Annotated in this window: 18 protein-coding genes; 8 read left to right on the forward strand and 10 right to left on the reverse strand. The window is 36.9% G+C overall.

Translation table 11 applies throughout. From position 1 onward, the window contains the following. The first annotated feature begins 12 nt into the window (after nt 1-12). From lpdA to hda, 7 genes are all read left to right on the forward strand, one after another. Nucleotides 13-1,437 (forward strand): dihydrolipoyl dehydrogenase, encoded by a 1,425-nt coding sequence (gene lpdA / locus A8M50_RS03100; protein ID WP_005646505.1) that lies wholly within the window; start codon nt 13-15, stop codon nt 1,435-1,437. Nucleotides 1,438-1,621: 184 nt separating this feature from the next. After that, entirely contained in the window at nt 1,622-3,508 is a 1,887-nt protein-coding gene (locus tag A8M50_RS03105) for a UDP-glucose:protein N-beta-glucosyltransferase (protein WP_080575102.1), read from the forward strand. Nucleotides 3,509-3,625: 117 nt separating this feature from the next. Beyond that, nucleotides 3,626-4,168 carry an adenine phosphoribosyltransferase gene (apt, locus tag A8M50_RS03110; protein WP_005646519.1) on the forward strand — a complete coding sequence of 181 codons (543 nt, stop codon included), beginning with the start codon at nt 3,626-3,628 and terminating at the stop codon, nt 4,166-4,168. 11 nt (nt 4,169-4,179) lie between these two features. Further along, nucleotides 4,180-6,246, forward strand: coding sequence for a DNA polymerase III subunit gamma/tau (gene dnaX, locus A8M50_RS03115; RefSeq protein ID WP_005646664.1), 2,067 nt, complete (start codon nt 4,180-4,182; stop codon nt 6,244-6,246). A 122-nt stretch (nt 6,247-6,368) separates the two neighbouring features. Continuing rightward, nucleotides 6,369-6,995, forward strand: coding sequence for a uracil phosphoribosyltransferase (upp, locus tag A8M50_RS03120; RefSeq protein WP_005634809.1), 627 nt, complete (start codon nt 6,369-6,371; stop codon nt 6,993-6,995). A gap of 110 nt (nt 6,996-7,105) precedes the next feature. After that, the gene (locus A8M50_RS03125) at nt 7,106-8,350 is read left to right on the forward strand and encodes a nucleobase:cation symporter-2 family protein (protein ID WP_005646517.1); all 1,245 of its coding nucleotides are present in this window, start codon (nt 7,106-7,108) and stop codon (nt 8,348-8,350) included. Nucleotides 8,351-8,420: 70 nt separating this feature from the next. Continuing rightward, a complete protein-coding gene (hda, locus tag A8M50_RS03130) occupies nt 8,421-9,116 on the forward strand; it encodes a DnaA regulatory inactivator Hda (RefSeq protein WP_005646641.1) in 696 nt (231 codons plus the stop codon). A 28-nt stretch (nt 9,117-9,144) separates the two neighbouring features. On the opposite strand, the gene yciH is transcribed toward hda, so the two are convergent. The 7 genes from yciH to cmk form a co-directional block, all read right to left on the reverse strand. Beyond that, nucleotides 9,145-9,465: a stress response translation initiation inhibitor YciH gene (gene yciH, locus A8M50_RS03135; RefSeq protein WP_032826595.1), complete on the reverse strand. Its 321-nt coding sequence runs from the start codon at nt 9,463-9,465 to the stop codon at nt 9,145-9,147. Nucleotides 9,466-9,470: 5 nt separating this feature from the next. Continuing rightward, the gene (gene pyrF, locus A8M50_RS03140; protein WP_005646585.1) at nt 9,471-10,163 is read right to left on the reverse strand and encodes an orotidine-5'-phosphate decarboxylase; all 693 of its coding nucleotides are present in this window, start codon (nt 10,161-10,163) and stop codon (nt 9,471-9,473) included. A gap of 23 nt (nt 10,164-10,186) precedes the next feature. Next, nucleotides 10,187-11,377, reverse strand: coding sequence for a lipopolysaccharide assembly protein LapB (gene lapB, locus A8M50_RS03145; protein ID WP_005646619.1), 1,191 nt, complete (start codon nt 11,375-11,377; stop codon nt 10,187-10,189). Beyond that, complete coding sequence (locus tag A8M50_RS03150) at nt 11,377-11,670, reverse strand: LapA family protein (RefSeq protein WP_005646570.1); 294 nt, start codon at nt 11,668-11,670, stop codon at nt 11,377-11,379. Before A8M50_RS03150 ends, lapB begins: the two co-directional genes overlap by 1 nt. A 79-nt stretch (nt 11,671-11,749) precedes the next feature. Beyond that, nucleotides 11,750-12,070 carry an integration host factor subunit beta gene (locus A8M50_RS03155; protein WP_481808254.1) on the reverse strand — a complete coding sequence of 107 codons (321 nt, stop codon included), beginning with the start codon at nt 12,068-12,070 and terminating at the stop codon, nt 11,750-11,752. Nucleotides 12,071-12,152: 82 nt separating this feature from the next. After that, the gene (rpsA, locus tag A8M50_RS03160; RefSeq protein ID WP_005630739.1) at nt 12,153-13,802 is read right to left on the reverse strand and encodes a 30S ribosomal protein S1; all 1,650 of its coding nucleotides are present in this window, start codon (nt 13,800-13,802) and stop codon (nt 12,153-12,155) included. Nucleotides 13,803-13,898: 96 nt separating this feature from the next. Beyond that, nucleotides 13,899-14,576, reverse strand: coding sequence for a (d)CMP kinase (gene cmk, locus A8M50_RS03165; protein WP_005646586.1), 678 nt, complete (start codon nt 14,574-14,576; stop codon nt 13,899-13,901). Nucleotides 14,577-14,850: 274 nt separating this feature from the next. Here cmk and A8M50_RS03170 point away from each other — a divergent pair, with 274 nt between their 5' ends. After that, on the forward strand, nt 14,851-17,724 hold the full coding sequence (locus A8M50_RS03170; protein WP_005646560.1) for a TonB-dependent receptor domain-containing protein: 2,874 nt from the start codon (nt 14,851-14,853) through the stop codon (nt 17,722-17,724). Between the two features lie 96 nt (nt 17,725-17,820). Here A8M50_RS03170 and A8M50_RS03175 read toward each other — a convergent pair whose 3' ends face one another. The 3 genes from A8M50_RS03175 to recJ are packed head-to-tail and all read right to left on the reverse strand — an operon-like array spanning nt 17,821 to nt 20,934. Further along, nucleotides 17,821-18,510, reverse strand: coding sequence for a 5'-methylthioadenosine/adenosylhomocysteine nucleosidase (locus A8M50_RS03175; RefSeq protein WP_005646574.1), 690 nt, complete (start codon nt 18,508-18,510; stop codon nt 17,821-17,823). Then, nucleotides 18,510-19,214: a thiol:disulfide interchange protein DsbA/DsbL gene (locus A8M50_RS03180; RefSeq protein ID WP_005646615.1), complete on the reverse strand. Its 705-nt coding sequence runs from the start codon at nt 19,212-19,214 to the stop codon at nt 18,510-18,512. Before A8M50_RS03180 ends, A8M50_RS03175 begins: the two co-directional genes overlap by 1 nt. Beyond that, entirely contained in the window at nt 19,207-20,934 is a 1,728-nt protein-coding gene (recJ, locus tag A8M50_RS03185) for a single-stranded-DNA-specific exonuclease RecJ (RefSeq protein ID WP_005646651.1), read from the reverse strand. The genes A8M50_RS03180 and recJ overlap by 8 nt, the downstream gene beginning before the upstream one ends. Nucleotides 20,935-20,985 lie beyond the last annotated feature (51 nt).

The following is a 20,985-nucleotide window of genomic DNA, read 5'->3' on the forward strand; positions in this document are numbered from 1 at the left end:
TACGAGGTAAAAATGAGTAAAGAAATTAAAACCCAAGTCGTCGTACTTGGTGCTGGCCCAGCAGGTTATTCCGCGGCGTTCCGTTGTGCGGATTTAGGCTTAGAAACTGTATTAGTTGAACGTTATTCAACTCTTGGTGGGGTATGTTTAAATGTAGGTTGTATCCCATCTAAAGCATTATTGCACGTAGCAAAAGTGATTGAAGAAGCAAAACACGCTAGTAAAAATGGTGTTTACTTTGGTGAGCCAAGAATTGATTTAGATGAAGTTCGTGCAGGTAAAGAAGCGGTTGTCGCTAAATTAACTGGTGGTTTAGCGGGTATGGCAAAAGCGCGTAAAGTCACTGTTGTTGAAGGCTTAGCTGCATTTACAGATCCTAATACTTTGGTCGCGCGTGACCGTGATGGACATCCAACTACAATCAAATTTGATAATGCTATTATTGCAGCAGGTTCTCGCCCAATTGAATTACCATTTATTCCACATGAAGATCCACGTATTTGGAACTCAACTGATGCGCTTAAATTAAAAGAAGTACCTAAAAAACTTCTCATTATGGGTGGCGGTATCATCGGTTTAGAAATGGGTACGGTTTACCACGCATTAGGTTCAGAAATTGAAGTTGTGGAAATGTTCGACCAAGTTATCCCAGCAGCGGATAAAGATGTTGTTGCAATTTACACCAAACAAATCGAGAAAAAATTCAAGTTAATGCTTGAAACCAAAGTGACTGCTGTTGAAGCAAAAGATGATGGTATCTACGTTTCAATGGAAGGCAAAGCATGCAATGACACCAAACGTTATGATGCGGTGCTTGTCGCTATCGGTCGTGTACCAAATGGCAAATTGATCGATGCAGGTAAAGCAGGCGTTGAAGTTGATGATCGTGGTTTCATTCATGTTGATAAACAAATGCGCACTAATGTGCCGCATATCTTTGCAATCGGCGATATTGTTGGTCAACCAATGTTAGCGCACAAAGGTGTTCATGAAGGCCACGTTGCTGCAGAAATCATTGCGGGACAAAAACACTACTTCGATCCTAAAGTTATTCCATCAATCGCTTATACCGAACCAGAAGTGGCTTGGGTAGGTAAAACTGAGAAAGAATGTAAACAAGAAGGTTTAAATTACGAAGTCGCTAAATTCCCTTGGGCAGCATCAGGCCGCGCTATTGCTTCTGAATGTTCTGAAGGTATGACGAAGTTAATCTTTGATAAAGATACTCATCGTGTGCTTGGCGGTGCAATCGTCGGTTCTAACGGTGGTGAATTATTAGGTGAAATCGGTCTTGCCATCGAGATGGGTTGCGACGCAGAAGATATTGCATTAACTATCCACGCTCACCCAACTTTACACGAGTCTGTTGGTTTAGCTGCGGAAGTATTTGAAGGCTCAATCACTGACCTTCCAAATGCAAAAGCAAAGAAAAAATAATTTCTATTTAAGAAGTTTTAATTCAATTCAAAATAGTTGAATCAAACAAAAGAGCTGGTTTTCCATTATAGGGAACAGCTCTTTTTTTCATAAATATCATGTTACATTTATAATAAATTGATAGAATATTAATGAAATACGTTAAAATGTATAACATTAACCTATCGCCTTATTATTCTAAAAGATGTTGATTATGTCCGATACAAATAAAAAACCAAATCTCTCTAGTTTTGAAAAATATGTAGCTGAAAAAAATTATGAAGCGGCATGCGTTGAGCTATTAGGTATCTTATCCCAAATTGATGTTGACTTTGGTGATATTAGAAATATAGAGTTTGATTACCCAGCTCAATTAAATGAAGAATTAGAACAAGAGAAGATTACATATTTTTGTACCAGAATCGCCGTAGCAATAACTAATCTATTTATCGATCCTGAATTAAATATTTCTGAAAGTGGATCAACTCGTTTCTTTACCTTACAGAGATGGATCACGATGATTTTTGCATCATCTCCATTCATCAATACCGATCATATTTTAAAACATTACAACTGTAATCCAAATAATACTAATCCATTTGATATTACTTTAGATGATAAAAAATCAACCCTCATTAAATTTTGCATTCTTTATTTACCTGAGTCGAATGTAAAACTAAATTTGGATGCTTTATGGGAAGCCGATCCAATTTTATGTTCATCTCTTTGTGTTGCATTACAATCGCCACGCTTTATTGGAACAAAACAGGCATTTTCTAAAAGAAGTTTAGTTCTACAATGGTTCCCTGAAAAATTAGCGACACTCAAAAATCTAAATAATTTACCAAGTGGAATATCTCATGATGTCTATATGCACTGCAGTTATGATATAGCCGAGAATAAACATTGGATTAAAAATGCATTAAATCAAGTAATCCGTCGACATTTATTACAATGTGGTTGGGAAGACCGACACACCTCAAGTATTGAACACAAAAATGACAAACCTGTTATGGTTGTATTACTTGAACATTTTAATGCTGGTCATTCTATTTATAGAACCCATTCAACTTCAATGATTGCTGCTCGCGAACATTTTCATCTAATTGGAGTTGGCAATAAAACCGTAGATGAAGCCGGACGAAATGTATTTGATGAGTTTCATTTAATACAAGGTAATTCTATGCTTAATAAATTAATGTTCTTAAAAGATATTTGCTCAAAAAATGAAGCCTGTGTATTTTATATGCCAAGTATCGGGATGGACTTAACAACAATATTTGCGAGCAATACTCGTCTAGCACCAATTCAAGCTATTGCATTAGGGCATCCAGCAACAACGCATTCAGACTTTATTGAATATGTAATTGTAGAAGATGACTATGTTGGCTCAGAAAGTTGTTTTAGCGAAAAACTATTACGTTTACCAAAAGATGCGCTTCCTTATGTACCATCCGTACTAGCACCACAAAATGTAGAGTACAGATTAATAGAAAATCCAGAAGTAGTACATATTGGTATCGCATCCACGACGATGAAATTAAATCCTTATTTTCTAAAAGCCTTAAAAGCAATTCGTGATAGAGCCAAAGTGAAAGTACATTTTCACTTTTCATTAGGTCAATCAGTGGGGATAACTCATCCGTATGTGACTAAATTCATCAAATCCTATTTAGGAGAAGATGCAACAACATATCCTCATATGCCTTACAAACAATATCTTACAACTTTATATCATTGCGATATGATGCTTAATCCATTCCCATTTGGTAATACGAATGGCATTATTGATATGGTTACCTTAGGCCTAGTGGGTATATGTCAAACGGGTCCAGAAGTGCATGAGCATATTGATGAAGGATTATTTAAACGCTTGGGATTACCTGAATGGTTAATTTCGAATACTACAGATGAATATATTGAACGCGCACTACGTTTAATTGAAAATCATGAAGAACGTCTAATGCTTAGACGCAGTATCATTAAAAATAATGGACTTAACACACTATTTACAGGCGATCCTACACCAATGGGAAAAATCTTATTAGAAAAGGTGAATGAATGGAAAATGACACATAAAAATCATCACTAATTCCGCCAAATAAAAATCCCCTATTGGGGATTTTTATTTTCCTATCTTTTTATTTTTTTATGATAAGATACTGCCCTAAAAACGTTTCTTTTTTTACCGCACTTTTGAGCATTATTTATGACTACACAACTTGATTTAATTAAATCTTCTATCAAATCAATTCCTAACTATCCAAAAGAAGGCATTATCTTCCGCGATATTACTACCCTTTTAGAAGTTCCAGCAGCTTTTAAAGCAACAATAGATCTTATTGTGGAACAATATCGCAACAAAGGAATTACCAAAGTGCTTGGAACTGAATCTCGTGGTTTTATTTTTGGCGCACCCGTTGCCTTAGCACTAGGCTTACCTTTCGAATTAGTACGTAAACCTAAAAAATTACCACGTGAAACCATTTCTCAATCTTATCAATTAGAATATGGTCAAGATACTTTGGAAATGCACGTTGATGCAATTTCAGAAGGTGACAATGTTTTAATCATTGATGATTTATTAGCAACAGGCGGCACCGTTGAAGCAACAGTAAAATTAGTGCAACGTTTAGGTGGAGTGGTAAAACACGCTGCATTTGTGATTAATTTACCTGAATTAGGTGGCGAAAAACGCTTAAATAATTTGGGTGTTGATTGTTATACACTCGTCAATTTTGAAGGTCATTAATTAAGGATTCGATGAGCTATCAAGTCTTAGCCAGAAAATGGCGACCAAAAACATTTGCTGATGTCGTTGGGCAAGAACACATTATCACGGCATTAGCAAATGGATTAAAAGATAATCGACTACATCACGCTTACCTCTTTTCTGGTACGCGTGGTGTAGGAAAAACCTCTATTGCTAGATTATTCGCAAAAGGATTAAATTGTGTACATGGTGTAACGGCTACACCTTGTGGTGAATGTGAAAATTGTAAAGCGATTGAGCAAGGCAATTTCATTGATTTAATCGAAATTGATGCGGCATCCCGCACAAAAGTTGAAGACACGCGTGAATTATTGGATAACGTGCAATATAAACCTGTTGTCGGAAGATTTAAGGTTTATTTAATCGACGAAGTCCATATGCTATCCCGTCATTCATTTAATGCGTTGCTCAAGACGTTAGAAGAACCACCAGAATATGTAAAATTCTTACTTGCGACAACGGATCCGCAAAAACTACCTATAACCATCCTTTCTCGCTGTTTACAATTTCATCTCAAAGCATTAGATGAAACCCAAATCTCCCAGCATCTTGCCCATATTCTGACGCAAGAAAATATTCCTTTTGAAGAACCTGCATTAGTTAAACTTGCAAAAGCGGCGCAAGGAAGTATTCGTGATAGCTTAAGTTTAACCGATCAAGCCATTGCTATGGGTGACCGACAAGTTACGAATAGTGTTGTAAGCAATATGTTAGGGTTGCTTGATGATAACTATTCTGTTGATATTTTATACGCCTTACATCAAGGCAATGGTGAACTCTTAATGCGAACACTGCAAAGAGTTGCAGATGCAGCAGGCGATTGGGACAAATTACTTGGCGAATGTGCAGAAAAATTACATCAAATTGCACTCATGCAACTTCTTCCACAAAAATCTTCAGATGACAATGAACATTTTTCATTTTTAGCCAAACATATCTCTCCAGAAGATGTTCAGTTTTTTTATCAAGTCATTATTTCTGGTAGAAAAGACTTATCAAATGCGCCAAACCGTCGTATTGGCACAGAAATGACATTATTGAGGGCATTGGCATTCCACCCAAAGTTCCTTACGGCAGTACCAAAGGCTAACACTACAATTACTCCACCGCCATCAACTCCAAGTGCGGTTGAAAATACTGGTAATTATGTAGATGTGCCAGTACTGTCGCAAAGTATAAAATCCGCTTATTCTCAAGCAAAACCAAATAAAACAAGCATTCCAAATTTGGCAAGCCTTTCGGCTTTAGATGCGCTTGAACATTTAACACAACTGGAAAACCAAGAACGTCAAGAACATAAAGCTGAATCATTAGCTGCAGTAAGTGAGACTTTACATCACATCCAAGAACTGGATGAAGAAAAAGCTCATAAAAAAATGACCGCACTTCCCGTGCGAGAAATGGCTGAACCGAAGCCCAAGCACATAGAAAAACCAACATCACTACCAAATTCCACACAGACTCCACAAGAAAATAGCACAGAAGAAAATTCAAGTGATGATAGTGCAGAAATTGCTCAAGATGAGCAAGAAATCTTAAGTGCTAACACTTATCGTTGGGAATGGAGCAATCCAGAACTTGCTAAATCCGATACGGGCGTTCGTCCTTCTGATATAAAACAGGCGATTTTAAAAGATATTACGCCTGAACTACGTTTAAAAATCATTACCCAAACTCAGCAACAAGATGAGTGGGCAGATATAGTTGAGAGTTCTGGCGTAACAGGATTTAGCAAAGAATTAGCGTTAAATTGTTTCTTACAAAGCAAAACTGATGATGAAATCAATCTTGGACTACATTCAGAAAAATCTCATTTACGCCAAGACAGAAGCATAAAAAATTTGGTTGAAGCTTTAAGTAAATTGCAAGGTAAAGATATTCGATTAACAATTAATATTGATGACAGCAATATCACGACTCCAATTGAATATCGCCGCAATATTTATCAAACATTGCGGGAAAAAGCGCAAAATGAGTTGCAAAAAGATAGTAAATTACAAATTCTGCTTAATGAATTTGATGCAAAATTAGATATAGAGAGTATTCGACCAGTTTAAACAAATATTGCATTTAAAACTCCCGTTTCAAGTCAGAATATTTTTATAAATCTCTACCATTTTGTATTTTTTTAATCTAGAATTCGTCAATTTGTTTTTTTAAAGCCAAAAGGAGAGTGAAAATGAAACTGGTTGAAGTAAAACACCCACTTGTAAAACACAAACTAGGTGTGATGCGTGAAGCTGAGATTGATACAAAAAAATTCCGTGAACTGGCAACAGAAATCGGTAGCCTATTAACCTATGAAGCAACGTCTGATTTAGAAACTGAAAAAGTAACGATCAACGGTTGGAATGGCCCAGTAGAAATCGATCGAATTAAAGGTAAAAAAGTAACGGTTGTCCCAATTTTACGTGCAGGTTTAGGTATGATGGATGGTGTACTTGAACATGTACCAAGCGCACGTATCAGCGTAGTGGGGATATACCGTAATGAAGAAACCCTTGAACCCGTCCCTTACTTCCAAAAATTAGCCAGCGATTTAGAAGAGCGCCTTGCAATTGTTGTAGATCCTATGCTTGCAACTGGAGGTTCAATGATTGCAACCCTTGATCTTTTAAAAGCAAAAGGTTGTAAACATATCAAAGTATTAGTGTTAGTCGCTGCGCCAGAAGGTATTAAGGCTCTTGAAGCTGCACATCCTGACATTGAACTTTACTGCGCTTCTATTGATAGCCACTTAAATGAACATGGTTACATTATTCCGGGTCTAGGTGACGCGGGTGATAAAATTTTTGGGACCAAATAATCCCAAAAAATAAAAGATGGACGGCATTTTCTTGCCGTCTTTTTGTGTGCGTGAAACACAAGAAAAACTGACCGCACTTTAAGTTAATTCAAACAGAGAGTTGAAACTAAATGACAAATCAAACTTCTTCTTTCCCTTCGGAAAAACAAAGTACATTAAAACAATCATTCGTTGGCCTACAGATGCTCTTCGTCGCATTTGGTGCGCTCGTTCTTGTACCATTAATTACAGGCCTTGATTCCAATACAGCATTATTAACTGCAGGCGTTGGAACCCTACTCTTCCAACTTTGCACAGGTAAACAAGTTCCTATTTTCTTAGCCTCATCTTTTGCCTTTATCGCGCCTATTCAATATGGTGTTCAAACTTGGGGCATTGCGACCACTATGGGTGGTTTAGCATCTGCTGGTCTTGTATATCTAGCACTAAGCACGTTAGTAAAATTACGCGGAACAGAAGCATTACAACGCATTTTCCCACCGATTGTAGTTGGCCCAGTGATTATTATCATTGGGATGGGGCTTGCTCCTGTGGCAGTTGATATGTCATTAGGCAAAAACAGTGCTTATGCGTATAACGATGCAGTATTAGTTTCAATGGTAACACTTCTTACTACTTTATCTGTGGCAGTATTTGCCAAAGGATTGATGAAACTCATCCCTATTATGTTTGGTATTACTGCGGGCTATATTTTATGTTTATTCCTAGGTTTAATTAATTTCCAACCAGTGATTGATGCGCCTTGGTTCAGCTTACCAAAATTAACTGCGCCCGAATTTAACCTAGAAGCCATTCTTTATATGTTACCCATTGCCATTGCACCTGCAGTAGAACACGTGGGCGGCATTATGGCGATTAGCTCTGTGACAGGTAAAGACTTTTTAAAAAAACCAGGATTACACCGCACTTTATTGGGAGACGGCTTAGCAACTGCAGCTGCATCTTTAGTGGGTGGACCACCAAATACAACCTATGCGGAAGTAACTGGTGCCGTAATGTTAACCCGAAATTTCAATCCTAATATTATGACTTGGGCTGCGATTTGGGCTATTGCAATTTCATTCTGTGGAAAAGTAGGCGCATTCCTATCAACGATTCCAACTATTGTAATGGGTGGAATTATGATGCTTGTTTTCGGTTCAATCGCAGTCGTGGGCATGAGCACCTTAATTCGTGGCAAAGTTGATGTTACCGAAGCACGTAATCTGTGTATTATTTCTGTCGTCATGACATTTGGCATCGGCAATATGTTTGTAGATGTGGGTAACGTATCACTAAAAGGTATCAGCTTGTGTGCGATTGTTGCTATCATCTTAAACCTTGTTTTACCGAAAGCAAAAAATGAAGTAGAATAAGATTCCTTTTAAAAGGGTTAAATACCAATTTAGCCCTTTTTCTTACTTATAATCTGTAATACATAAATATTTGAATAAGCAGCTTCCCTTACCTATTCATCAAATTGATGATGCCACATTAGAAAACTTTTACGGCGATAATAATCTTTTATTGCTCGATTCTTTACACAAAAATTCAGCTGAATTAAAACAACAGTTTTTCTATATTTGGGGAAATAAAGGTTCTGGAAAAACTCATCTGCTTAGAGCATTCAGTAACGAATATTTAATCAATCAACGTACTGCTATTTATGTGCCTCTAAGTAAATCTCAATATTTTTCTACCGCAGTTCTTGAAAATCTAGAACACCAAGAATTAGTGTGTCTAGATGATGTACAAACTGTGATCGGAAACGATGAATGGGAATTAGCTATTTTTGATCTATTCAATCGAATTAAAGCGAGCGGAAAAACGCTTTTGCTTATTAGTTCAGATAAATCGCCTTCCGCACTTCCTGTAAAATTGCCTGATTTGAACTCTCGCTTGACTTGGGGTGAAATTTATCAATTAAATTCCTTAACTGACGAGCAAAAAATTAGTGTTCTGCAACATAATGCTTATCAACGAGGAATTCAATTACCTGATGAGACGGCTAATTTTTTACTTACACGACTAGCACGAGACATGCACACATTATTTGAAGCGCTTGATCTACTAGATAAAGCCTCGTTACAAGCACAACGAAATCTTACGATTCCTTTCGTTAAAGAAATTTTAAATCTTTAACAAAAAAGGCGCTAATGCGCCTTTTTAATCATCCACCTGATAATTTAACGGTAAACCCTTTTTGCTCTAACAATTGCTTGAGCAAATCACGCTTTTCACCTTGAATCTCAATCATTCCATTTTTAACAGAGCCACCACATCCACAACGTTTTTTTAATTCAGCAGCTAATTTTTTCAATTCATCATCAGATAAATCTAAACCAGTTATAACCGATACGCCAGCACCTTTCCTACCGCTCGTTTGTTTTTGGATACGTACAACACCGTCTCCTTTTGGGCGAACTACAGAAGCCTTTTCCTCTTTAATTCTCCCCACATCGGTTGAATACACTAAAACAGAATCTGACATCATAATTACCCAATAGATGCATTAATAGAACGAAGAACCTCTGCAGGATTATCAGCTTTAGTAATAGGACGCCCTATCACTAAATAATCTGAACCTGCACGAATCGCAGCAGTAGGTGTCATTACACGTCTTTGATCACCAAAATCCGCTCCAATTGGACGAATCCCTGGGGTCACCAATTTAAACTCTGCTCCACAAGTATTACGTAAAATTTCAACTTCTTGCGGAGAGCAAACCACACCATCCAAACCTGCACGTTGAGTTAAATGAGCTAAGCGTAAAACTTGTTCCATTGGCGATGCATTAATCCCAATTTGTAATAAATCCAAATCTTCCATGCTGGTTAATACCGTCACAGCGATAAGCAATGGCGCATCTTTCCCATAAGGTTCAAGAATTCTCTTAGCTTCTTCCATCATTCGTAGCCCTCCGCTTGCGTGCAGATCTACCATCCATACCCCCAAATCAGCTGCAGATCTGACCGCTCTTGCTACAGTATTTGGAATATCATGATATTTAAGATCTAAGAAAACATCGAAATTACGTTGATGTAATTGTTTTACAAAATTAATACCAAGTGTAGTAAACATTTCTTTACCCACTTTTAATCGACACAAACTCGGATCAATTTGATCAACTAAAGCAAGAGCCTCTGCTTCTTTCTCATAGTCCAATGCCACAATAATTTTACTTGTCATAATGTTACCTCGCTGAGTATCAATTAATTATGTTCTTGACTTGAAACTGGTTTAATACTTTCCCATTGACGGCAAGATGGGCAATTCCACAATAGCTTATGGATTTGATAACCACAATTTGTACAACGATAGGCCGATGTTTGTTTAATTCGTTCACCAACCATTTTATGTAATAAAATTAGGCTTTCTTTTCCACGCCCTTCTTCTGCATCATCAATTTGATACTGCATAAAACGGTGGAAAATTAAAGTACTTGGCTTTTTCGTGAGTTGCTGATAAAGCTTAGCTTGAGCAGCTGACTTGCCATCTTTTTCTTCAATTAATTTGACTAGTGCTAACTCTACTTCGTCATTATTAGTAATTTGGCCAGCACGAATTAAGAATAACTCAAAGTTATCTAACTGATTTAATTCTTCATAACAATGTTTTAAAGGTGACAAAATTTCACCAGTATAATCTGGATTTTGCTCTAAAACATGTTCTAGTATTTTTGCTGCTTGTTGATATTGACCTTCAAGCATTTCTAAATTTGAGAGTAATAAAGAAGCGCGAACACAAGTAGGAGAAACCAACAAAGCTTTTTGTAAAATACTGCGTTTTTCAACCGCACTTTCAGGCTCTAAACTTTGTGAATATTCACAATAACATTGCGCAAGTTCAATATTATTCTCTTGTGGTTTTATTTTAGCGAGTTTTTCAGCAATATTAACCGCTTTTTTCCATTCTTTAGTTTTTTGATAAATCACTAAAAGTTGCTGTAAAGCATTTTCTGCAAACTCAGGTTCATCCACTAGTAAAATATAAAGATTTTCAGCTCGGTCAAAAAAACCAACCACCATAAAATCTCTAGCAAGCTGCTGCTTTGCGAGTAATTTTTGCTCAAATGTATAATTAGGACTAAGGTCTAAAGCTTGGTGAATACGTAATGCACGATCAACTTCGCCTCTAGAGCGGAATAGATTGCCAAGTGTAAGCTCAGCTTCAAATTGGGAGTGGCTTTCGATTTCATTTTCGGTTTCTTGCTTCTGAAGCATGTCTAAAAACAAATCTACAGCTTTATCGGTTTGATTGGAAAGTAAGAAGTTTACCCCCGTAACATAATCTCGGGAGAGTTTATTACTAATGTCATCTTGATCTTTCTTTGCACTACGCTGCCCCATGTACCAACCATAGGCTGCAGCGATAGGCAATAGTAGAAAGAGTAATTCTAGCATCAGGCGACCTTATCGCGCACAGTAGTCAACTCGTTGATTTGTAAAGTTTGGCGCTTAACTTGACGAGCTAATGCCATATTTTTAATTTTTAACTTAAGATAGAAAAAAGCAGTGATTAACCAACCAAGAATTAAACCTAATCCAAATAAAATAGCAACAAGAGTTGATAGTTGGAGCTGACTTTCCGCCACAATATAATTAAATGTAATAACTTGATCGTTATTTGCCCCAATGGTAATTGCAACCAACACGATAGCGATAAAAATCACAATACCTAAAATATATTTAATCATACATTTCCTTAAAATATGGTTTTTCTAAATAATGGCAAACGTTGTAGTTTGAAAGGAATATTCGAGCATTTTAATTTTATTAATAAATATCTACACGCTCTTTTAATTCTTTACCTGCTTTAAAGTGCGGCACAGATTTAGCTTCTAATTTAACAGAATCACCCGTTTTTGGATTACGCCCTAAACGAGGATTACGATAATGCAGTGAAAAACTTCCAAATCCTCTCAACTCAACACGATCGCCATTTTCAAGAGATTGAGAAATAAACTCCAAAATATCTTTTACCATATTTTCGATTTCTTTTACGGGTAAAGTCGGATGTTTCGCTAATAATTTTTCTATAAGTTCTGACTTAGTCATCGTCTTCTCTCCCTTAATATTATTCAAATTAAGATTCATTGCTAATACATTATTTCAATGTATTAGCAATAAGCCCTAAAAATAAGGCTGGACATGAGCCCAGCCTTATTATGTGAATTAATTATTCACCTTTAGCTGCTTTAAATGCTTCAGCCATTGCGTTTGGAATAGCAACTTCTTCTTGTTTGTTATTCACATTTGCAACTGCAGCAGCTTCTTCAGCTTGGTCTTTTGCTTTCACTGATAAGTGAACGATACGAGATTTACGATCTACACCAGTGTATTTAGCTTCAACCACATCACCTGCAGCAACTTCATTTGTTAAATCAGCTGCGCGGATATAACCTTCAACGCCGCCCGCTAATTCAACTTTAGCACCTTTTGCATCTGCTTCAACTACTGTTGCTGATACTACAGCACCTTTTTTGTTGATTGCTACGAAGTTATTGAATGGATCTTCTTCAAGTTGTTTGATACCTAAAGAAATGCGCTCTTTCACTGCATCAACTGCTAATACTACTGCAGAAACTTCGTCACCTTTTTTGTAGTTACGAACTGCTTCTTCACCTGATACATTCCAAGAAATATCAGATAAGTGAACTAAACCATCGATACCACCTTCAAGACCGATGAAGATACCGAAATCAGTGATAGACTTGATTTTACCAGTTACTTTATCGCCTTTATTGTGAGTTTCAGCAAATTGAGTCCATGGGTTAGCTTTGCATTGTTTTAAGCCTAAAGAAATACGACGACGTTCTTCATCAATTTCTAATACCATTACTTCTACAGTATCGCCTAAGCTAACAACTTTAGATGGGTGGATATTTTTATTAGTCCAATCCATTTCAGAAACGTGAACTAAACCTTCAACGCCATCTAAGATCTCAACGAAACAACCATAGTCTGTTAAGTTAGTTACTTTACCAGTTAATTTGCTGTTCACTGGGTGATTTTCAGCAATTGCAGCCCACGGATCTTGACCTAATTGTTTTAAGCCTAAAGATACACGAGTACGATCTTTATCAAATTTTAATACTTTAACAGTAACTTCATCGCCAACATTCACGATTTCGCTTGGATGTTTAACACGTTTCCAAGCCATATCGGTGATATGTAATAAACCGTCAACACCACCAAGATCAACGAATGCACCGTACTCAGTTAAGTTTTTAACGATACCTTTAACTTCTGAACCTTCAACAAGATTTTCTAATACTTGTTCACGTTCTTGGCTGTTTTCAGATTCAATCACTGCACGACGAGAAACAACAACGTTGTTACGTTTTTGATCTAATTTGATTACTTTGAATTCTAATTCTTTACCAAGTAAGTGATCTGCTTCACGCGCTGGACGAGTATCAACTAAAGAACCTGGTAAGAATGCACGAACACCGTTTAACTCAACTGTGAAACCGCCTTTCACTTTGCCGTTGATTAAACCGATAACGGTCGCTTTTTCTTCGTAAGCTTTTTCTAATTCAATCCAAGATTCGTGACGAACAGCTTTCTCACGAGAAAGTTTAGTTTCACCGAAACCATCTTCAACTGCATCTAATGCAACATTTACAGTATCGCCAACTTGGATTTCAAGTTCGCCTTGTGCATTTAGAAATTCAGCAACTGGGATTGCAGACTCAGATTTTAAACCTGCATCAACAAGCACAAAGCCTTTTTGGATAGCTACTACAGTACCGCTAACGATTGAACCTTGACGAGTTTCAAGGCCTTTTAATGATTCTTCAAAAAGTTGAGCAAAAGATTCTGACATATAAATAATCTTCTTAATTTAAGTTAATAACATCCACATTAAAATCCATAAAATGCGGGGTTGAGGATAAATGCTTATTCTTCCTTGAACAAACAGTTAAATCGAAATTGACACCTTTTCTTGAATATAAGCTAACGCCTGATCAATAACTTCACCAATACTCAACGTTGTGCTATCCAATAATAAAGCATCATCAGCCGGTTTTAGAGGTGCAACCTCTCGATTTCTATCACGAAAATCACGCTCTTTTATCTCGGCTAAAATCTGCTCAAAGTTACCATTTATTCCTTTATTTTGCAACTGTTTATAGCGTCTTTTTGCACGTTCTTCAGCACTTGCATCTAAAAATAACTTCACTTGAGCATTTGGGAATACCACAGTCCCCATATCTCTACCATCAGCAATTAATCCATCATTTTTCGCAAAATCTTGCTGAAGTTGTAGCAAAGCTGACCGTACTTCTGGAAACACAGCTACTTTAGATGCGGCATCAGCGACTTCTTGAGTGCGAATTAAATGACTTACATTCATGCCAGCAAGCAAAATATTCACCTCGCCATTTTGAGGAATAAATTGAATATCTAAGTGACGAGCTAATTCAGCTAGTGCCAATTCATTTGTTAAATCAGTTTTACGTTGTAATGCCGCCAATGCTGTAACGCGATAAATTGCTCCACTATCCAATAACGCATAACCTAGCTTTTCTGCCAAAGCGTAACAAAGCGTGCCTTTCCCTGCACCGCTAGGCCCATCAACGGTAATAATCGTTCCCATATAACTTATCCTTTACTTATCAAAAGTTGACGTATTATAAAGATAAACATTCTATTTAGCTATTGCCACCTTTCAAACTTAACTCAAGATCCACTAACAAAGAGTAAAAAATAACTAACGCGCACCTATAAGCTTTTTAGTTAAAGAGCCCTTTTTTATAAATTAATTTTTTTCATTTTTTTAGAGTTTTATATTAATTTTAATAAAAATTTATTGAATTTTACAAAACACAATAAGATAATACGAATCTTTCTCAAAAAATAAGGAAGTAATAATGCAGAAAGTTATTCGATTAAATTTAATTACATTTTGTCTTATCAATACATTAAGTGTATCTATTGTGGAAGCTCAGGCAGAAGAAACGCTAGAACAAATTGATGTAGTAGAAAAAAATGTCGCCAACGATAAAAAACCTTTTACGGAAGCGAAAGCAAAAAGCACCCGAGAGCATATTTTTAAAGAAACCCAGACTATCGATCAAGTCATTCGAAGTATCCCTGGTGCATTTACTCAGCAAGATAAAGGTTCGGGCGTAGTTTCTGTAAATATTCGTGGCGAAAATGGATTAGGTCGTGTCAATACTATGGTTGATGGTGTAACCCAGACCTTCTATTCTACAGCCTTAGACTCTGGTCAATCAGGCGGAAGTTCTCAATTTGGTGCGGCAATCGATCCTAATTTTATTGCAGGTGTAGATGTCAATAAAAGTAACTTTTCGGGAACAAGCGGTATAAATGCATTATCGGGCAGTGCTAATTTTAGAACATTAGGCGTTAATGATGTTATCACTGATGACAAGCCTTTTGGGCTCATCGTAAAAGGAATGACAGGGAGCAATGCAACTAAATCGAATTTTATGACAATGGCTGCAGGTAGAAAATGGCTTGATAATGGCGGTTATGTTGGTGTGGTATATGGCTACAGTCAACGTGAGGTTTCACAAGATTATCGTATTGGTGGAGGAGAACGATTAGCTTCATTAGGGCATGATATTCTTGCTAAAGAAAAAGAAGCTGTTTTTCATGATGAGGGTTATACATTAAGTCCAACAGGACAGTGGGTTCCTGATGAATCTAAACCTCTTTGGTCTTGTAACGAAGAAACGCCTATATTCCATGGCAGCACAGCCCCAATTACGACTCCAATGGATTTTACAGGTATTACAAAAACGGTAACCCCAGGCTGTATTACTATAACTGAAAAAAAAAGCGAAAATTATGATTATATAAGTGATACAGAAACACCTGATGAATCTCCTTACAATATAAAGCGTGAGAGATTTTCCTATGAAGATGAAACAAGAAAGAAAATTTTAAAAGAATTGGCAAATGGTACGCAGCCTCAAAATATACCAGAACTACAAGCAGATATAAAAAAAATTGATGACGGCTTTGAAGAGAATAAAGAACAATATAGTGTTGCACCGATTGAACCAGGTAGTTTGCAATCTCGCTCACGTAGCCATTTGTTAAAATTTGAATATGGCGATGATAACCATACCTTAGGTGCACAAATACGTACTCTTGATAATAAAATTGGTTCTCGAAAAATCGAAAATCGTAATTATCAACTCAACTATAATTTTAATAATAATCGCTATCTTGATATGAATTTCATGATTGCACATAATGTTGGGAAAACAATTTATCCTAAGGGTGGTTTTTTTGCAAGCTGGCAAGTGGCAGATAAACTTATCGCAAAAAATGTGGCAAATATTGTTGATATTAACAACAGTTATACTTTCTTATTGCCAAAAGAAATTGATTTAAAAACTACATTAGGGTTTAACTATTTTACCAATGAATACAGCAAAAATCGTTTTCCAGAAGAACTAAGTTTGTTTTACGATAATCCATCACATGATCAAGGTTTATTTTCATATAGTGCGAAGGGACGATATTCTGGCCCACGAGGTTCTTTACCACAACGTTCAGTAATCTTACAACCTTCCGGTAAACAAAAATTTAAAACTGTTTATTTTGATACCGCACTTTCTAAAGGAATTTACCATTTAGACTATAGTGTCAATTTTACTCATTATGCATTTAACGGTGAATATGTAGGTTACGAAAATACACCAACACAAATTAATGAACCGATTTTGCATAAATCAGGGCATAAAACAGCGTTCAATCATTCTGCCACATTAAGTGCTGAGCTAAGCGATTATTTTATGCCATTTTTCACTTATTCGCGCACACACAGAATGCCGAATATTCAAGAGATGTTTTTCTCTCAAGTGTCTGATGCGGGGGTAAATACCGCATTGAAACCTGAACGTGCAGAAACTTATCAACTTGGTTTTAATACCTATAAAAAAGGCGTTTTTACAAAAGAAGATATATTAGGAGTTAAGGTTGTTGGCTATCGTAGTTTTATTAAAAACTATATCCACAATGTGTATGGAGATTGGTCACAAGATGGTGTTCTTCCAGAGTGGGCAAGCCTCAATCGTTTTCGTCTGACGATTGCTCATCAAAATTATCAACCAATAGTGAAAAAAAGTGGAGCTGAGTTAGAGCTGAATTATGACATGGGATCTTTCTTTGCTAACTTATCCTATGCTTATCAACGTACGAATCAACCAACTAATTATGCCGATGCTAGTCCACGTCCTAATAATGCATCAAAAGAAGATATTTTGAAACAAGGCTACGGTTTATCACGTATCACTATGTTACCAAAAGACTACGGTAGATTAGAGCTTGGCACACGCTGGTTTGATCAAAAATTAACTCTTGGTATCGCAGCCCGTTACTATGGAAAAAGTAAGCGTGCTACAACTCAAGAAGAATACATCAACGGTTCTCGCTATGAAGAAAATACTGCGGGCGACAGAATTTATTATGCTATTAAAAAGACAGAAGATATTAAAAAACAACCGATTATTTTAGATTTACACGTCAGCTATGAACCAATCAAAGATTTGATTATTAAAGCGGAAGTACAAAATCTGTTAGATAAACGTTATGTTGATCCATTAGATGCTGGAAATGATGCGGCTTCGCAAAGATATTATTCAAGTTTAAATAATTCTATCGAATGTGCAAAAGATCCATCTGCTTGTAACGGTGGTTCAGATAAATCTGTACTTTATAACTTTGCACGTGGAAGAACTTATATTCTGAGTTTGAACTATAAATTCTAGTAAGTTCATATAAAAGGCATAGCTAATAAGCTATGCCTTTTTAAATAATGTTTATGATTCAATTTTAGAATTTATTATCTTATTAAAAGATTATTACTACAGTCTATCAATCATCCCTAATACTAATGATGAAGACTGTTTTGCAGCCAACGGTAAGAACTCTTCAAAAGACATACTTGCTTCACCATTGCCTGCATCTGAAATGGCTCGAACCACTACAAAAGGCACATTAAAAGCATAGCAAACTTGTGCAATCGCTGTGGCTTCCATTTCAACCCCCGTCACATTCGGGAAGTCAGCTTTTATTTGTGCAATTTTGTCTTCACTATTAATAAAACTATCGCCAGAGCAAATTAAACCACGTTTTACTGATTGCCCTTGCTTTTCTGCAATTTCTTGAGCGAGGTCAGCCAATTTTTTGTCCGATAAAAATGCTGTGGGATTAGCGGGCAACTGCCCTTTTTCATAGCCAAAAGCTGTCACATCCGCATCGTGGTAGCGTGTTTCATCAGAAATTACAATATCCCCAACTTTCAAGCCCTTTGCTACCCCACCCGCAGAACCAGTATTGATCACAAAATCTGGCTTGGCTAATTGCAACAATGCCGTTGTACCAATTGCCGCTGCCACTTTGCCAATACCTGATTGCAATAATGCAACATCTTTACCATTAATTTTGCCTTCAAAAATTACCGCACTTGCTACTCGAGTTTCAGTTCTCTCTGCCATTAAATTTTTTAAAATTTCGACTTCTTGCGCCATTGCGCCAACAATTCCGATTTTCATCACTTTTGTTCCTGTTCTATTTTATTTACCAAAAAATCTAATACTGCCACGCTATAATCATCGTTATAAAGCGTACTCGCCGTGAGTACATATTTTCCCCCAATGACAACGTAAGGATAGGTAAAAACACCATATTCTTCCGTCAATTCAATCGCATCTTGAATTTGTTCTTTTACTCTTTCTGAATTTTCAGTTTGAATAAATAATTGCTTATCTAGCCCTTGGTCTTCCGCCCATTGTTGAATTTTATTTGGAGCAGACAACTCTGCATAACGGGATTTTTCTGAAGTTTCAAATAATAAAATATTAGATAATTCACCCGCACTTAGCGCTTGCAAGGTATAAAAAATGCGTGCGCTAAACTGGCTATCCGCAGTTGCAATAGGATATTGTTCCAACGCAACTTTATTTGTACGCATTTGGCTATAAAGTTCTAAAATATCTTGCGCTGATGAACATACGCGGCAGTCGTAATCAAAAAAGAATTGAATACGTATTTTTTTGTCCGCTCTAGGCGCTTGTTCAATAGGCTCTTGATAAGAAAAATAATCCCGCCCATCTTCAAAATACATGACATCAGAAGATGGTAAGTGCGGTGGATTTTGAGTAGAAAATTCTTTTTGATTTACTTCAGCTAAAACCGATGATGTAAACCCAAATAAGCCTAATACGAATAATCCATAAAATTTCAAAATATTACTCATCAATCGCTTCAATATATTCCACTAAAAGCTGTACATTTCGGTTACCACGAAACTCATTAACATCCAATTTATATGCAAATCTTGCCTGTTTAATTGAAAGATCGGGATACAATCTTGTATCAATATTAAACGCAACCGCATCTAATAAAAGCCCACCTTGTCTTGGCTCCACTAACATTTTGAGATGGTTTTGATTTTGTCCAATTGCACGCTGGTCTAAAATTTTAAATTCGCCATCAAAACAAGGCTCAGGAAAAGCTTGTCCCCAAGGACCTGCTGATTTTATCAGTTCTGCCGTCTCAAGATTAAATTCATTTGAATTTAATTCGCCATCGGTCCAAATGACACCTTGCAAATGTTCTTCATCAATCCAATCGGCAACGGTTTGATTAAAAATATGTTGGAAATCGTCAAAGTGTTCTTCTCGGAGGCTTAATCCCGCGGCCATCGCATGGCCACCAAATTTTAAAATCATATTAGGATGTTGCGAATGAATACGCTCTAAAACATCACGCATATGTAAGCCTTCAATAGAACGAGCAGAACCTTTCAAGGTTCCCTCACCATCTTTTGCGAAGGCAATCACTGGGCGATGATATTGCTCCTTAATCCGAGATGACACAATACCCAACACACCTTGATGCCAATCTGGTTGATAAAGTGTAATCCCCGAAGGTAACTCTTTAAAAAGTGCGGTGAGATTTTGGCAAATTTCTAGCGCCTCAAGCTTCATGCCTGCTTCAATTTCTTTACGAGTTTGGTTGAGTTGATCAAGATCTAAAGCCAATTCTCTGGCCTTTAGCATATCGTCCGCCAATAAAAGCTCTACCCCAATCGACATATTGTCTAAGCGCCCGGCCGCATTTAAACGAGGTCCGATACAAAAACCGAGATCACTTGAAGTAAACTGTTCAATATTACGGTTAGCCACTTCTGCTAATGCAACAATACCGGGACGGCAACGCCGTGCACGAATCCGCATTAAGCCTTGATAAGCAAGGATACGATTATTCTGATCTAAAGGCACCACATCCGCGACAGTACCCAATGCTACTAGATCGAGCAAATCAGTAAAACTAGGTTGTGTTTCTGCAGTAAAAATACCGAGTTCACGAAATTTTGCTCGTACGGCTAACATCAAATAAAACGCAACACCAACGCCCGCTAAGGATTTTGAAGGAAAACCACACTGACTTAAATTAGGATTAACAATGGCATCAGCTGGCGGCAAAGTTTCCGGTGGTAAATGATGATCTGTCACTAAAACACGCACACCTTTCTCTTTCAAAAATGCAACGCCTTCAAAAGATGAAACACCATTATCCACCGTCGTTAACAGCTGAACACCCTTTTCAATCGCCATTTCAGCCACAGGAATACTCAAACCATAACCTTGTTCAAATCGATTTGGTACAAGATAATCCACATCGGAAAAACCAAGTTGTCTTAAAGCAAGCACACTTAATGCTGTGCTAGTTGCACCATCAGCATCAAAATCCCCAACAATCACTATTTTTTGCTGTTGTTGGTAAGCTTCCACTAATAAATTTACGGCTTGTTCAATACCATATAGCTGATTTGGATTCAGCATTGATTTTAAAGTGCGGTCTAATTCTTCGGTATTTTGAATATGGCGTGCGCGATAAAGGCGATCTAATAACGGATGGTTTGAAACAGAATTTCCAATTGGAATTTCACGGCGTTTGATAAGTTTTTTCACGGTGTATTTTATTTTAATTTATCACATTCAAAGGGCATATAAGATATGCCC

Source organism: Haemophilus haemolyticus, assembly GCF_001679045.1.
Taxonomy (GTDB): domain Bacteria; phylum Pseudomonadota; class Gammaproteobacteria; order Enterobacterales; family Pasteurellaceae; genus Haemophilus; species Haemophilus haemolyticus.

Coding starts and splice junctions, on each gene's coding strand:
- lpdA (WP_005646505.1), top strand. CDS start 13: ATGAGTAAAGAAATTAAAACCCAAGTCGTCGTACTTGGTGCTGGCCCA.
- A8M50_RS03105 (WP_080575102.1), top strand. CDS start 1,622: ATGTTGATTATGTCCGATACAAATAAAAAACCAAATCTCTCTAGTTTT.
- apt (WP_005646519.1), top strand. CDS start 3,626: ATGACTACACAACTTGATTTAATTAAATCTTCTATCAAATCAATTCCT.
- dnaX (WP_005646664.1), top strand. CDS start 4,180: ATGAGCTATCAAGTCTTAGCCAGAAAATGGCGACCAAAAACATTTGCT.
- upp (WP_005634809.1), top strand. CDS start 6,369: ATGAAACTGGTTGAAGTAAAACACCCACTTGTAAAACACAAACTAGGT.
- A8M50_RS03125 (WP_005646517.1), top strand. CDS start 7,106: ATGACAAATCAAACTTCTTCTTTCCCTTCGGAAAAACAAAGTACATTA.
- yciH (WP_032826595.1), bottom strand. CDS start 9,465: ATGTCAGATTCTGTTTTAGTGTATTCAACCGATGTGGGGAGAATTAAA.
- pyrF (WP_005646585.1), bottom strand. CDS start 10,163: ATGACAAGTAAAATTATTGTGGCATTGGACTATGAGAAAGAAGCAGAG.
- lapB (WP_005646619.1), bottom strand. CDS start 11,377: ATGCTAGAATTACTCTTTCTACTATTGCCTATCGCTGCAGCCTATGGT.
- A8M50_RS03150 (WP_005646570.1), bottom strand. CDS start 11,670: ATGATTAAATATATTTTAGGTATTGTGATTTTTATCGCTATCGTGTTG.
- A8M50_RS03155 (WP_481808254.1), bottom strand. CDS start 12,070: ATGAATCTTAATTTGAATAATATTAAGGGAGAGAAGACGATGACTAAG.
- rpsA (WP_005630739.1), bottom strand. CDS start 13,802: ATGTCAGAATCTTTTGCTCAACTTTTTGAAGAATCATTAAAAGGCCTT.
- cmk (WP_005646586.1), bottom strand. CDS start 14,576: ATGGGAACGATTATTACCGTTGATGGGCCTAGCGGTGCAGGGAAAGGC.
- A8M50_RS03170 (WP_005646560.1), top strand. CDS start 14,851: ATGCAGAAAGTTATTCGATTAAATTTAATTACATTTTGTCTTATCAAT.
- A8M50_RS03175 (WP_005646574.1), bottom strand. CDS start 18,510: ATGAAAATCGGAATTGTTGGCGCAATGGCGCAAGAAGTCGAAATTTTA.
- A8M50_RS03180 (WP_005646615.1), bottom strand. CDS start 19,214: ATGAGTAATATTTTGAAATTTTATGGATTATTCGTATTAGGCTTATTT.